This window comes from Paenibacillus sp. p3-SID1389 (assembly GCF_025151705.1).
Classification (GTDB): Bacteria; Bacillota; Bacilli; order Paenibacillales; family Paenibacillaceae; genus Fontibacillus; species Fontibacillus phoenicis.
Genome location: NZ_JALXVO010000012.1, coordinates 24,409 through 38,766, shown reverse-complemented (window position 1 = coordinate 38,766; position 14,358 = coordinate 24,409). Strand labels below are relative to the sequence as shown.

The window sequence follows — 14,358 nt, the reverse complement described above, 5'->3', positions numbered from 1 at the left end:
AAAAGAACGAGAGGTATTCGCCGCACGCGGCCCGCACAAATTAAAGCAAGGCGAGCTGTGCTTCCTGCGAAGCTGCCCTAGGGCCCTAGTGTTGACTGCGCTTATTTCGCGGCTAATTGCTGCAGCATGGCGACCGAAACGTCGCCCAGCGAGGAGACCACCCGATCCGCCTTGCCCAGCGTATCCGGCGAACCGATGCCAATGCAGCGCATGCCCGCACGGCGGGCCGCTTCAATTCCGGCCTCCGCATCCTCGAACACGACGCACGCTTCGGGGGCAACGCCCAGCTCCGCAGCGCCAAGCAGGAAAACTTCCGGATCGGGCTTGGCGCTGGAGGTGCGAGTGCCGTCGATGATCGCGTCAAAGTACGGGGTAAGCCCGGTATTCCGCAAAATGATCGGGGCGTTCTTGCTCGCTGATCCTAGCGCGGTCTTCAATCCGTTTTCCCGGCACTGCTGCAAGAACTCCAGCGCTCCCGGCAGAATTTCCGACGCGTCCATTTGGGAGATGTACTCGACATACCAGTTATTTTTGCGTTCAGCCAGCTCCTGCTTGACGTTGTCTTCCAGTTGAAGGCCGCCCACGCTAAGCAAGATGTCGAGCGAGGCCATGCGGCTGACGCCTTTCAGCTTCTCATTGTCCTGTTCGGTAAATTCGAAGCCGAGCTCGGCGGCCAGCCGTTTCCAGGCGAGATAGTGGTATTTCGCGGTATCCACGAGCACGCCGTCGAGATCAAATAAACAAGCTTGAATGGGATTCATAACGAACCTCCTCTATGGTGGATTTAGCGCAAACGTTTGAACAAAGCGTGAAAAATAAAGGAAGCGTGAGCTTCCGTTTATTTTTTCTCCAATGTCTAATGCAACCTGTTGCCTCAAGGCTTCTTGGGAACCGAATACATGGACGACTCACGAACCATCAGCCGATGCGGAATAATTTGCCGTTTCGGATACACCTTGTCGCCGTTGTTCTGAACCGCTTGGATCAGCACTTGCGAAGCCGTATAGCCCAGATTGTAAATGCCGATATCCATGCTGCTCAGCGGCGGCGTTGAAAGCTCGGACAACGGAATATTGTTGAAGCTGACCAGGCATAAGTCTTCAGGTACCTTGTACTTCAGCTCATGCAGGCCGCGGAGCACGCCAAACGCTACGACGTCATCGATCATGACCAAGGCCGTCGGACGGTTCGGTAGATTCATGAAGAACGACATGGCCCGATAGCCGCTGTCCTGCAAAAACTCACCTTCGACAATCCATTCGGGCCGGCACTCTAAGCCTGCATCTCTGAGCGCATCCTGATAGCCTTTCAACCGGTCTTTGGAAACAACGAGCTCCGGCGGTCCGCTGACGAACCCGATCCGTTCGTGTCCTAACGCGATCAAATGCTTTGTGGCGTCGTACGACGCCTGGATATTATCGTTATCCACCGTTAAAATATCAGGATATTCCTCGCTGCGCCCGATGAGTACAAAGGGATGACCGCCTTTATGGAGAAATTCGATCACGGGATCGTTCTGCCGGGAATACAGTAAGATGACCCCGTCCACCCGGCGTCCGTTCAGCAGTCTGGAGACGCTTTCGACTTCTTCTTTCTCATTGGCTCCGGAGCTGATCAGAACGTCATAACCCAGGCGGCTGGCTTGGGTCACAATGCCGCGGATCAGTTCCATGAAGAAGAAGTTGGAGAACAATTCCTCGGCGGACTTTGGCAGCAGGATGCAAATGCTATTTGTCGTTTTGGAGACCAGACTCTTGGCCATAATGTTGGGATGATAGCCAAGCTGGTCCATAATGAGCTTTACTTTACGCGAGGTTTCCTCGCTGATTCTGGGATGATTGGACAGCACCCGGGACACGGTAGAGGGCGATACTCCGGCCTTTTTGGCAACATCCTTGATGGTGACAGCCATAAAAAACCTCCTCTGTGGAACCGTTTGCTTTACACTGTAATATTAATCTAAAGAAATCTGAAAGTAAATAGAGAATCTAGGGATAACCCCGTATAACACCGCTGAAAGCTTCTCATATTCTCATCGAAAATGGGCATTCAATGCAGGAAAATCAAGAGATTTTTGCGCAAACGTTTTACTCTTAAAAAAGAATTCGGCCGGCCCATTTTCTCATCGAGTTAGGGCCGACCGCAGGTATAAAAAGCAGTTTGTAGATTATGCTTGCGTTAATACTGCATAACCGTATGCTGGTAGCTTAACGGCAAGTTTGCCGTCCGCCGTGTTGTAGGTTTGCCCGCTGAAGGTGTCGCGCCACATTTTCCCATCCGCAGGGATCGTAAAGGTCTGTCCGGCATCGTAGTTGTTGAGCAGGACAAGTACTTTCTCCCCGTTCAGTACGCGTTCATAAGCCAGCTTCGAGCCGCCCTTCTCGGCGAGCAGGAATTTCAGGCTGCCGGTGCGCAGCGGAGCCAGCTGCTTGCGAACCTTGATCAGCTTCTGGTAGAACGCGAACAAATCGCGATCCTGGCGTTTAGGATCCCACTCCATACATTTGCGGCAATCCGGATCCGGTCCGCCGTCGAGACCAACTTCGTCGCCATAGTAAATGCAAGGCGTTCCGCTGTACGTAAATTGGAACAGGGCGGCCAGCTTCATTTTGGCTTTGTTGCCATCGAATAGTGTGAGCAAGCGCGGCGTGTCATGGCTGTCCAGCAGATTAAACGCCACTTCGCTTGCTTGGAGCGGATAACGGGACAGCTGCTTGCCGATCGCATTCGCGAAGCCCTCGGCATCCAACGTGCCGCGTACGACGAAGTCCAGTACCGCTTCGGTGAACGGATAGTTCATCACGGCATCAAATTGGTCCCCTTGCAGCCAAGCCGAGGACTCATGCCAGATTTCGCCCAAGATGTAGGCATCCGGGTTGGCCGCCTTCACGACTTTACGGAAATCGCGCCAGAAGGCATGGTCTACTTCGTTGGCAACGTCCAGCCGCCAGCCGTCGATGCCCACTTCCTTAATCCAGAATTCAGCGACTTTCAGCAAGTATTCTTTTACTTCCGGATTTTCCGTGTTCAGCTTAGGCATCAGCGGCTCGAAAGCAAACGTATCGTAACTAGGCACGCCGTCCTTCACTTGCAGCGGATACTCGCGCACATGGAACCAATCTTTGTAGCGTGATTTTTCACCTTTCTCCATCACGTCAACGAAAGGAGCGAAGGTTTTGCCGGAGTGGTTAAATACCGCGTCGAACAGCACCTTGATTCCGCGCTCATGGCAGGCTTGAACCAGCTTCTTGACCGTGGCAATGTCGCCGAAATGAGGGTCAATCTTCATATAGTCCGCGGTATCGTATTTATGGTTGGTCGTCGCTTCAAACAACGGAGTAAAATAGATCCCGGTAATGCCAAGCTCACTTAAATGATCGAGATGATCGATGACGCCTTGCAAATCCCCGCCAAAGAAGTTATCGCGCTCCGGTTTGCCGCCCCAAGGCAATACGCCCTTCGGATCGTTGCTTGGGTCGCCGTTGGCGAAGCGTTCAGGGAAGATTTGATAGAAGATGGCATCCTTCACCCATGCCGGCGGCGTAAAGACGTCAACCGGATTGATGAACGGGAATTCGAACAGCCGCTCAGGGCCAGATGGACGCTCTTTCGTAAACTCGCTTTCCGTCATCCAGATCTGCTCGTCGCCGGACTTCAGCAGAAAGCCGTATCTCGTTCGGCGCAGCGGCGGTTGGTAGGTACATTCCCAATAGTCGAACATCTCGTCGCTGATCATCAGGGTCATCGGAATCAGTTCTTTACTTTGATCCCACATGTATTTGTCCCCCACAAAGGCATAGACCTCAGTGAGATCGTTCTTCTTGGCGCGCAAGCGCAGATGAAGCGTTTTGTGGTCGTAAGCATAAGTCCAGTTCAGCTTAGGGCGATGATAGACCGCTTCAAGTAACATGATGAATCCCTCCTAGTGGATTGTGGACAGCTTTGTCCGCCAGGCCCCCGTATCCACTTGCTTTGGAAGCAAAAAAAGCACATCCAAGCCGGAGAAACGGGCCGAGGATGTACCTTTCGATAACAGTGCCTTCAAATTGTGTAACCGAACGGCAAAGCTAGTATTGCTCTCATTGATCCGGATTATAACACTGTTCAAACCATTGCACAAGACGGGAGAAAGTAATGTTCAGGGGAAAGCAGACGATAGATGATAACCTAACGATGAAATAGGAGATTGTGCTGATAAATCGTGAAAATTTTGCGCAAATATGCAATGTTCACTTGGCGCACAACAAAGTTGGGAATATATAAAAAGTGCGAATATTAGAGAAAACGTAAGAAAAACAGAGGAAGAGGATAATTAACCCGCGTTTATTCTCTGTGCAAACGTTTTTACAACTTCATAGGTATGATGTATCATGAGTTCATGGATAAAGCGCTTTCGGGCGGGAAATACTAAACTATCCCAGGAAGAAGTCGTGGAGGAAAAATAGTTTCAAGTATTTTCTGAAAACGTTTGCGCATCACGTCTTTATAATTATAGGAGGGGTTATAGTCATGAAGTTCAAAAAGGCATTGACCTTGATCGCGGCGCTGTCCTTGGTTGTTTCGATCACGGCTTGCGGATCGGGCAACAACGGCGGCAACAACGGAAGTGCAAATGCTCCGGCGAATCAGACTGAAAATACGGGGAATACCGGTGCCGGGGAGAACGCTTCCGCTGATGCGATCGTTCCGGAAGAGGGCGCTGAGCTGCTCATTTGGGATAGTAAAGAAGAGAAAGTGTTCACTGAAGAAATCGCGAAGCAATTCACCGAAAAATACGGCGTACCTGTAAAAATTGAAGAAGTATCGCCAACCGACCAAATCGGGAAATTGACGCAAGACGGACCGTCCGGTCTGGCGGCCGACGTGCTGATCGTCCCTCATGACCACTTGGGGAACGCAGCGACTTCCGGCTTGATCCTGCCGAACGATGTATTCGCCGAAGAAACGACGAAGAACAATACAGAAGCCTCCATTCAAGGTGCAACCTATGACGACGTTCTGTACGGTTATCCAAGAGCTGCCGAAACGATGGCTTTGTATTACAATAAATCGCTCGTTCCGGAACCGCCTAAAGACTTTAAAGACGTTCTGGAATTCAGCAAAACGTTTACCGACAAATCCAAAAACAAATACGGCATCATGTGGGAAGTCGGCAACATGTACTTCAACTATCCGTTTATTGCGAGCACCGGCGGTTACTTGTTCGGCGATAACGGTACGAACCCAGACGACATCGGTTTGGCTAACGATGGCGCGATCGAAAGCTTGAAAGTGTTCCAAAGCTTGAAAGAAGCTCTGCCGATCAACAGCGGCGACATCAACCCGGACATCAAACGCAGCTTGTTTAACGAAGGCGACGTGGCAATGGACATCAACGGTCCTTGGGAATTGGCAGGATACAAAGCCGCTCTCGGCGACAACCTGGGTCTTGCTCTATATCCTTCCGTCAACGGCAAAACAGCGATCACCTTCTCCGGTATTAAAATTTGGGTCGTAAACTCCTTTACGAAATACCCGAATGCAGCTAAACTGTTCGCTCATTTCGCTTCCACGAAAGATGCTCAGTTGCTGCTGAACGAAAAAGTCGGCGCCGTACCGACGAACCTGGAAGCGCTGGAAACCGATCAAATCAAAAACGATCCTTTCGTTTCCGTCTTTGCTGAGCAAGCGAAGAACTCCCAGCCGATGCCTTCCATTCCGGAAATGGCTAACGTTTGGGCTCCTGTTAACGCTGCGCTTCCGGAAATCTGGAACAACAATGCAGATCCAAAAGCCGCGATGGAAAATGCCGTGACACAAATTCGGGATTTGAACCAAGGGGCAACGGAGTAAGGCAGAACGAACTGTCACCCAGTGAGGGAAGGTTGAGCCCGCCGCTGATAGCGGCGGGTCATCCTTAATTTCCCAAGGGAGAGGAGAAGGAAGGGAAATGGACCGACACCAACATCGGGATCGGGCGACGCTTTTGTCGATACTGTGCATGGGCCTGGGACAACTCTACAATCGACAATATATCAAAGGGTTGTTGTTCGTCCTTTTTGAAGCATTTAGCGTGATCTATTTGATCCGGAACTTAGGGTTTGCGCTCTGGGGAATCGTTACGCTTGGTGAAACGCCAAGAACCGGAGCCAATATGAACGGAAGCTGGGATCATTCGATCTTCATCATGATTCAAAGCTTGATTACGCTGCTGTTTGTGGCGGTTTTTATTATCGTTTATGTGATGAACGTCCGCGATGCTCGCGCCATCGGGCTCGAACGGGACAAAGGCAAGACACCGAATAACTTTAAGCAAACGGTACGTTATATCCTGGATTACAAGTTCGCTGTTGCATTTTTGAGCATTCCCGCCCTCGGGATTTTATTTTTTACCGTAATGCCGATTCTGTTCATGATTCTGCTTGCGTTCACCAACTATTCGGCGCCGAAGCACATCCCGCCGGCCATGCTGGTCGATTGGGTTGGCTTCGAAACCTTTAAAAATTTGGTGGCACTCAAAACCTGGAGCCATACCTTTTACGGCGTATTGACCTGGACGATTATCTGGGCGATTTTGTCCACGGTAACGACTTATTTCGGTGGTATGCTTGTCGCCTTACTTATTAATCAAAAGGGCATTCGCTTCAAAGGGCTATGGAGAACGATTTTAATTCTTCCTTACGCTATTCCGCAGCTGATTTCGCTGCTTGTCATGAGAAATATGTTTAACGGTCAGTTTGGTCCAATCAACCAATATCTTAGTTATTTCGGTCTGGGCGGGCTGCCGTGGTTAACCGACCCGTTCTGGGCGAAAGTGACGGTTATCGTCGTTAACATGTGGGTGGGGATTCCGGTCTCCATGCTGCTGATTCTGGGCGTGCTGACGACGATTCCAAAGGATTTGTACGAAGCAGCGGAAGTGGATGGAGCTACCGGGTTCCAGAAATTTAAGATCGTCACGCTGCCGATGATTCTGTTCACGACCGCACCAACGCTGATTACCCAATTTGCCGGTAACATCAACAACTTTAACGCCATCTTCCTGTTAACGGGCGGCGATCCGGTGAAGGGCGATTATCAGTATGCCGGGGCGACCGACCTCCTGGTAACGTGGCTGTACAAGCTGACGTTGAACCAAAACAAATACAACATGGCCTCTGCGATCGGGATCATCATTTTCATCATTATCGCTTCGTTCTCGATTTACAACTACCGCAGAACCAAGTCGTTTAAAGAGGAGGATATGATCCAATGAGCAGACGGAAAATACGAAACGCGATTCGTCTGGGCGCCAGCTACATTGTGCTGATCCTGCTGTGCATTGCCGCCGTCTACCCTGTGCTTTGGGTCGTCTTCGGTTCGCTGCGGCCGGGTAAATCGCTTTACAGCAAAACGTTGATTCCGGAAAAATTTACGTTTGATCATTATCACGAACTATTTACATCCAAAACCTATCTGTTTGGCACCTGGTACCTGAATACGTTGAAAATTGCTGTCTGCTCCATGATTCTGGGCGTGCTGCTGACGCTGCTTACGAGCTATGCGCTCTCCCGGTTCCGGTTCCGCGGACGCAAAACGGCGCTTTCCGGCCTGCTCGTGCTTGGGATGTTCCCGGGATTCATGAGCATGATCGCCATCTATCTGCTGCTGCGGGAGATGCAGCTGCTGGATACGCATTTGGCTCTGATCATCGTATATGCGGCTGGGGCTCCGCTGGGCGGCACGTTTATCGCCAAAGGCTTCCTCGATACGATTCCGCGATCGCTGGATGAAGCGGCACGGATCGATGGAGCGAGCAACTTCCTGATCTTCCGGCGCATCATTCTGCCGTTGTCCAAGCCGATGCTGACGTATATGGCGCTAACCCAATTTGTCGGTCCTTGGGTTGACTTCATCTTTGCCCGGCTCGTCCTGCGAACGAAGGAAAACTGGACGCTGGCCGTCGGGATGTGGGATATGGTCAGCAGCAATCAGAACAGCAACTTTACGCTGTTTGCCGCAGGGGCGGTTCTGATCGCGCTTCCGATCACGATCCTGTTTATGTTCCTGCAGCGGCTGCTTGTTGACGGCTTAACTTCGGGCGCCAGCAAAGGATAATGCAGCTAGAGTTGATCAACACCTGGGTATAGCCTCAGTCAAAGCGGGGCTATACCCTTTTTATACATAAAACAAAAGGGGATGCGGAAATGAAGAAGCTTCGCGGTGGGCGGCACTGGAATTCCGTGGGCCTAAAGATGTTTGTGATCGTATTTGCGGCAGTCGTGGTGTTGTCGGTGGTGCTGGGGTTCAGCTCTTACCGGGCGTCCAGGGAGATCATCCGGGAGCAAGTGGCTTCCGCCTCCACTCAGGCGGTGGAGCAGGCAGCGGACAAGCTCGACTTCCTGTTCGAACAATATGAGGCTACGTCGCGGCAATTGGCCGTTGATCAGACGCTGCGGAGCGATCTGGAGACGGTGAACCAGCCGGGAATCGGAACCGTTGTGAAGACGCAAGCCGAGGACCGGATCCGCAAGAAGCTTGACGCGTTGAAGAGTGCCGATGAACGTCTTCAGGGAGTGCGTCTTGTTTCTAAGGACTTGGAAGACGTGAAGTCGTACAAATCTTCAGGGGTCAGTTCGGTGCGTACGGATGAGGCGGTGGAAATCCGGGTGAAGGAGGTATTGGAAGCAACTGGCGAGCCCGTGTGGTTCCCGGCGTTACAGAAGGGCTTCTTTAACGCTTATACCGAGCCGACGATCACGATGGCCCGCTTGCTGCGGAATATCAATCACCCGGAGGCTGAGTACATCCTGCTGTTTGAGATTAAGGCGCAGGCGCTGGGGGATATTTTGGGCAACCTGCAAATCGGGAAAACCGGTCAGGTGCGGGTACTTACCGCCGATAACCGGATTGTCCATGCGAACGATTCCGCTCTCCTGGAGACGGAATCCATAATTAAGGTAGATGCCAAACGGGCGGAATCGGGGGAAAGCTCGTTCCAGGCGCCAGACGAGCAAGGAGTTCAGCAACTGGTCGTGTTCCGGCCGCTGAAAACGGTCGACTGGCGGATTGTTGGATATGCTCCGGAGAATGACTTTTTGAGTGCGACGGATCGGCTGCTTGTCGTCATGTTGTTCGTGCTTCTGGGCGCCGTGGTCGTTGCGGCTCTGATCGGCTATTTCCTGGTGCGCATGGTCGGCCGGCCCTTGGAGAAGTTGTGCCGATTAATGGAGGAAGGCGAACGCGGAAATTTGCAGGTGCGTACCAACTTTAAAGGGCATGACGAGATCGGTCGGCTGGGACACAGCTTCAACCGGATGCTGGAGCAAATTTCACGGCTGGTGGAACGGACCAATGAATCCGCCGTGGAGCTGCTGGCTACGGCGGAGAATTTAACGAGGGCGTCGCGCGATACGTCGCAGACTGCCGCCGAGATTGCGCAGGCGACCGGAGAAATCGCCGCCGGAGCTGAAAGCTTGGCCGTGGAGGCGGACAAGGGCACCGAGACTGCGGAGCAGATCGGTGATCAAATGAGCCGAGTGGCTCGTCTGAACGCGGCGATGGACGAATCCGCCGGTCGTGTCATCGAGGTCAGCCGCAATGGGGAAGCGCATATGGAGGAGCTGGTGGAGAAGACGGAAGCCGTGTCGCAGATGACAGCGCTGTTGGAGGAGAATTCGGCGAAGCTCAGCCGAAGCACTCAGTCGATCCGCTCGATCCTTGCCCCGATGGTGGAGATGACCAAGCAAACGAACATTTTGTCGTTAAATGCTTCGATTGAAGCGTCCCGTGCCGGGGCAGCCGGCAAAGGCTTTATGGTCATTGCCGGGGAGATCCGCGAGCTGGCTGCCGCTTCGGGGGAATCGATCCAAACCGTATCGGCGATCACCGAGGAAATCCAGGAGGCAATAGGACAAACGGTGGAGGTATTGACGGGAATTGCGCCGCTGTTTGCGGCACAAACCGAAGCCGTCAAAGAAGCAGCCGGCATCTTCCAGAACGTTAAAGGGGAGATGGAGCGGTTCGTGACGGAGATCCGAAGCTCGTCGGCCTCCGTTCAGGAGCTGTTGCAATCGCAAGCGACCCTGCAGGATTTTGTGGACACGGTCAGCTCGGTTGTGGAGCAAACCAGCGCCTCCACCGAAGAGGTAGCCTCTATGTCTCAAGAGCAGCATCGGGTCAGCGCCGAGTTGGTTGAACTGTCGGCTCGTCTGGAGGAACTGGCGGGGCAACTGCAGCGTTCGCTCAGCGCGTTCCAGGGTGAAGGCGCGGCGAGTCATTAATTGTCTGTCGTGTTTTCGTGTCGCTAGCGGACTCAAATGCCGTTATATCCGCTGATCAGCGGGATCCTCGAAAACTAACGGACCCAGGAGCCGCTATTTGCTGCTTGGATAGCTCCAAACGCTAGTTTTAGCCCGAATAACGTCACTGGAGTCCATTAGTTTTTGAAATATGCGAAAAATGAGCAAATAACGTCCATACAGTCCGTTACATTTAAAAAGGCCCTGCAGCTGTTTGTTAGCTGGCAGGGCCTTTTACTATTCTAATACCGCTGTTGAATACGCAGGCAGCGTCAGCGTATTGCCGCTGAGGCTGGCGCCTTCGCCTGTTTCCGCCAACAGCTTGGTGAAGCTCTTGCCGTCTGCTTGATTCGGATCCAAGGAGACCGTGAGCTCTTGACCGGTTAAGTTGTGAGCGACGAGCACCGCCTGGTCTTCTGTCAAGCGAACAAACGCGGTGATTCCCGGCTGATCCGTTGTATATTCCTGGATTGCTCCGTCCCTTAGCGCCGGAATATCGTTGCGCATCCGGATCAACTGGCGATAATGCGACAGCAGGGAGGCGGAGTCGCCGGTTTGCTCGCTTACGCTGAGGCCCTTGATGCCGGCATTGTTTTTGGCGGGCTCCCAGGTCGTTTGGCCTTCGCTGTCGTCCGGCGTCCAACGCATCGGCTCGCGAATCAGCTCGTCAGGCTTCGCCCCAAACATGCCAATTTCCTCGCCGTAATAGATGTACGGATTGCCGGGAAGCGTGAGCAGCAGGCTCGCGGCCATCTTCGCGTGCGGCACATCTCCCTCCAGCTGGGTCATGACTCGGTTCTGGTCATGGTTGGTCAAGAACGTAGCGTCGACGAAGTTGCCGCCGGATTTTTCGCTGTACAGCTTATACGTACGCTCCAGCGTAAAAGGGATGTTCGCGTCCTTTTCGTTCTTGACGCTGCTGAGGATCGTTTCGGCCAGGCCAAAGTTAAACCCGGAATCCAAGGCTTTGTCCAGATAGGAGGAGATCAGCGCTGCGGAAGGATCCCAGATCTCGCCAACGAGATAGGCGTCCGGCTTGACTTCGTTGAGCCCACTGCGGAACTCCTGCCACCAAGCCACATTTTTGTTCGTGGTTTCTTGGCTCTTGTCGGTCAGCAAATCCTCGTAGATATGCTTCGCTGCATCCAGGCGGAACCCATCCACGCCTTGCTCCAGCCAGAATTGTCCGATCTCGATCATTTCTTTCCGTACTTCCGGGTTATCGAGGTTGAGATCCGGCATCCCGTCCCAGAAGATTCCGAGGTAATGGCCGCCGTTCAGGCTATGCCAAGGGTTGCCGCTTCCGGCGGCACTGGTGCCGGACACAGCACGGCCTTGATCCTCGGCCCAAACGTACCAATCCCGGTACGGGCTGTTTGGATCGGCAGCTGATTGGGTGAACCACGGATGCTCTTTGCTGGTATGATTGACGACCAGATCCATAATGACCTTTATCCCGCGCTTATGGGCCTCATTCAAAAACGTGCGGAAGTCGTCCATCGTCCCGTAATCCGGATTGATGTCCCTGTAGTTGGTGACGTCATAACCGTGATAGCTTGGCGAAGGATTAATCGGCATCAGCCAGATGCCGCCAATCCCCAGGTCGGTATCCGTATCCGGGTTCCCATCATTTAAGTAGTCGAGCTTGCTGATCAGCCCCTTGAAATCCCCAATGCCGTCGCCGTCCGAGTCGGCAAAGGAACGGACAAAAATTTCATAAAAAACCGTAGAGGGTTGGGAATCCACCGCATTAGGTGCAGCGGCTTTCCCGCCTTCAGGGGGGTTCGGGCTTGTGGCTGCTGTATCGGTGGAATTCCCTTTTGGTTCCGAGGCGGTGCTCTTACTGCCCGGTGTATCGGTACAGCCGGCAAGCAGCATCGGCAGCAGCACCAAGAGCAGGATCAGGATCCGAAGCAGGTGCGGGGGAAGCAACGGGACAGCGCTTCCATTTCGCCGGAGCTTCGTTCGCTGAAGAAGACTTGGGGTTTGCATCGAACATCTTCCTTTCGCAAAAGTACCTTTATTTCACCATCATACCTGAGCAACAAGAAAAATAAAACGTTTGCACAAGGAGAATTTAAGGAAATTTCAGTTAATATAAGTAAATTACATAATTATTAAGACGAAATCATTAGTTATCTCCATATTAATTAGATAATCGCCTGTTCTCATAATTGTTATTGAACAAAACCATGAAAATTTAGATTGGTATCCGTAAAAATGAATCTAATTTATCCCAATTATGCAATATATCAGTATGCAAACGTTAGAATTTGAGATGTGGGGATGAGGCAAAGTCTTACTGTGTGGAGCAGGGACAACCTTTGTAATTTAGTGACAAGCTGTGTGAAAGTTAATCCTATCAAAATACTTGTATATGTGTTATCATACGATTTGTAATTCGCAACTCGGCGTTTGCCTATCAAGGTGCGAACACGATTTTAAGGACATATTCAGGGGGAGATCAGGTTATGGATACCTTGCGTATTATCATTAATGTAGCCGTTATGCTCGTGCTGATCGGCATTCTGATTTGGATGCAGAAGAAGCACATATCCTTTACCAAGCGGGTGTTTACCGGACTGGGGCTTGGGCTCGTGTTTGGAGTGATCCTGCAGGTGTCCTACGGCGCCGGCTCTGAGGTTATCGCGAAATCAACCGACTGGTTTAACCTGGCTGGGCGTGGTTACGTCGGGCTACTGCAGATGGTTGTTATTCCGCTGATCATGGTTTCGATTATTTCGGCAATCATGAATTTGAAGGGGAAACAAAACTTAGGTAAAATGAGCGGTCTGATCATCGCGGTATTGCTGATTACGACGGCGATCGCGGCCAGCGTCAGCATCGTGACCAGCTTGAGCTTCGATCTGAAGGCAATTGAAATCGAGGCAGGCGAACGGGAGCAGGCGCGCGGGGCGGCACTTGAAGACCGGCTGGGCACAGTGGAAGATAAGACAATTCCGCAGCAGGTGCTCGACTTCATTCCTACCAATCCGTTTGCGGATATGACCGGTGCGCGGAGCACCTCGACTTTGGCGGTCGTGATTTTCTCGGCATTTATCGGGGTAGCGGTACTTGGACTCGATAAGAAAAAACCTGAGCAGGCGGATACGTTCCGCAAAATGGTCGAAGCGGTTTACACCGTTGTGATGCGGATCGTTACGTTGGTTCTGCGCTTGACGCCTTATGGGATTTTGGCGTTGATCACGAACGTCGCTGCTACGACCAACGCCGAAGAGATTTTGAAGCTGATCAAGTTCGTGGGAGCTTCGTATGTGGCGCTGATCGTGATGTTCATCATTCACCTGATTCTGTTGGCCGCCTTTGGCTACAATCCAATTCAGTATGTACGTAAAGTGTTCCCGACGCTGGTATTTGCGTTTACCTCGCGTTCGAGTGCGGCAACGATTCCGTTGAACGTGGAGACGCAAACGAAACGTCTGGGCGTTCCAGAAGGAATCGCCAACTTGTCGGCTTCGTTTGGTGCAACGATCGGACAAAACGGCTGCGCCGGGATTTACCCAGCAATGCTGGCTGTTATGATCGCTCCGACCGTTGGGATCAACCCGATGAGCTGGGACTTTATCCTGACGTTGATCCTGGTTGTAACGATCAGTTCGTTTGGGGTTGCCGGCGTTGGCGGCGGGGCTACGTTCGCTTCGCTGATCGTTCTGTCGACAATGAACCTGCCGGTTGCTTTGGCGGGTCTCTTGATCTCCGTCGAGCCGCTGATCGATATGGGCCGGACGGCGCTGAACGTCAACGATTCGATCACCGCTGGCGTAATCACCGGCAAGATTCTGGGCGAGAACGACACCGAGGCGTTCAAACGCGACGTGGACTTGGACGCTGTGACTGCTTAATACATCGCATGGGAAATGCAAACGAAAACCGCTGGGCGTATGCCCGGCGGTTTTTCTGTGTAGGGTACCTATGTCAGCCGCACGCTTCTCATGATTATCCCGTTGCATCAGGGGGGGCGGGGATCACCTCACTCAATCCTTCCATTTCTGAACGAAAGGGATAATCATGGAAAGAGGAGCCAGAGGGGGGCACGAAGGTCACGAGGGTCATGAGATAGCGTTGGCCCTGTGAGTCC

Annotated in this window: 9 protein-coding genes; 5 read left to right on the top strand and 4 right to left on the bottom strand. The window is 52.3% G+C overall.

Translation table 11 applies throughout. The annotated features are described in order from the left end of the window. Positions 1-101: 101 nt before the first annotated feature. The 3 genes from pgmB to M3G15_RS07270 form a co-directional block, all read right to left on the bottom strand. Positions 102-761: a beta-phosphoglucomutase gene (gene pgmB / locus M3G15_RS07280; RefSeq protein WP_260070500.1), complete on the bottom strand. Its 660-nt coding sequence runs from the start codon at positions 759-761 to the stop codon at positions 102-104. A gap of 113 nt (positions 762-874) precedes the next feature. Further along, positions 875-1,912: a LacI family DNA-binding transcriptional regulator gene (locus M3G15_RS07275; protein WP_260070499.1), complete on the bottom strand. Its 1,038-nt coding sequence runs from the start codon at positions 1,910-1,912 to the stop codon at positions 875-877. A gap of 255 nt (positions 1,913-2,167) precedes the next feature. Next, entirely contained in the window at positions 2,168-3,910 is a 1,743-nt protein-coding gene (locus M3G15_RS07270) for an alpha-glycosidase (protein ID WP_260070498.1), read from the bottom strand. A gap of 599 nt (positions 3,911-4,509) precedes the next feature. On the opposite strand from M3G15_RS07270, the gene M3G15_RS07265 reads away from it, so the two are divergent. The 4 genes from M3G15_RS07265 (at position 4,510) to M3G15_RS07250 (ending at position 10,241) form a co-directional block, all read left to right on the top strand. Beyond that, on the top strand, positions 4,510-5,832 hold the full coding sequence (locus tag M3G15_RS07265) for a sugar ABC transporter substrate-binding protein (protein WP_260070497.1): 1,323 nt from the start codon (positions 4,510-4,512) through the stop codon (positions 5,830-5,832). A 97-nt stretch (positions 5,833-5,929) separates the two neighbouring features. After that, positions 5,930-7,234: a carbohydrate ABC transporter permease gene (locus M3G15_RS07260; protein ID WP_009223936.1), complete on the top strand. Its 1,305-nt coding sequence runs from the start codon at positions 5,930-5,932 to the stop codon at positions 7,232-7,234. Beyond that, positions 7,231-8,076: a sugar ABC transporter permease gene (locus tag M3G15_RS07255; RefSeq protein ID WP_009223937.1), complete on the top strand. Its 846-nt coding sequence runs from the start codon at positions 7,231-7,233 to the stop codon at positions 8,074-8,076. Before M3G15_RS07260 ends, M3G15_RS07255 begins: the two co-directional genes overlap by 4 nt. Positions 8,077-8,165: 89 nt before the next feature. Then, positions 8,166-10,241: a methyl-accepting chemotaxis protein gene (locus M3G15_RS07250; protein WP_260070496.1), complete on the top strand. Its 2,076-nt coding sequence runs from the start codon at positions 8,166-8,168 to the stop codon at positions 10,239-10,241. 255 nt (positions 10,242-10,496) lie between these two features. Here M3G15_RS07250 and M3G15_RS07245 read toward each other — a convergent pair whose 3' ends face one another. Further along, positions 10,497-12,251 (bottom strand): alpha-amylase family glycosyl hydrolase, encoded by a 1,755-nt coding sequence (locus M3G15_RS07245; protein WP_260070495.1) that lies wholly within the window; start codon positions 12,249-12,251, stop codon positions 10,497-10,499. 479 nt (positions 12,252-12,730) lie between these two features. On the opposite strand from M3G15_RS07245, the gene M3G15_RS07240 reads away from it, so the two are divergent. Continuing rightward, positions 12,731-14,122: an L-cystine transporter gene (locus M3G15_RS07240; protein WP_009223940.1), complete on the top strand. Its 1,392-nt coding sequence runs from the start codon at positions 12,731-12,733 to the stop codon at positions 14,120-14,122. Positions 14,123-14,358: the final 236 nt, after the last annotated feature.

Bases quoted from the DNA above. Each gene is read 5' to 3' on its own strand.
- M3G15_RS07240 (WP_009223940.1), top strand. From the start codon at position 12,731: ATGGATACCTTGCGTATTATCATTAATGTAGCCGTTATGCTCGTGCTG.
- M3G15_RS07245 (WP_260070495.1), bottom strand. From the start codon at position 12,251: ATGCAAACCCCAAGTCTTCTTCAGCGAACGAAGCTCCGGCGAAATGGA.
- M3G15_RS07270 (WP_260070498.1), bottom strand. From the start codon at position 3,910: ATGTTACTTGAAGCGGTCTATCATCGCCCTAAGCTGAACTGGACTTAT.
- M3G15_RS07260 (WP_009223936.1), top strand. From the start codon at position 5,930: ATGGACCGACACCAACATCGGGATCGGGCGACGCTTTTGTCGATACTG.
- pgmB (WP_260070500.1), bottom strand. From the start codon at position 761: ATGAATCCCATTCAAGCTTGTTTATTTGATCTCGACGGCGTGCTCGTG.
- M3G15_RS07265 (WP_260070497.1), top strand. From the start codon at position 4,510: ATGAAGTTCAAAAAGGCATTGACCTTGATCGCGGCGCTGTCCTTGGTT.
- M3G15_RS07255 (WP_009223937.1), top strand. From the start codon at position 7,231: ATGAGCAGACGGAAAATACGAAACGCGATTCGTCTGGGCGCCAGCTAC.
- M3G15_RS07275 (WP_260070499.1), bottom strand. From the start codon at position 1,912: ATGGCTGTCACCATCAAGGATGTTGCCAAAAAGGCCGGAGTATCGCCC.
- M3G15_RS07250 (WP_260070496.1), top strand. From the start codon at position 8,166: ATGAAGAAGCTTCGCGGTGGGCGGCACTGGAATTCCGTGGGCCTAAAG.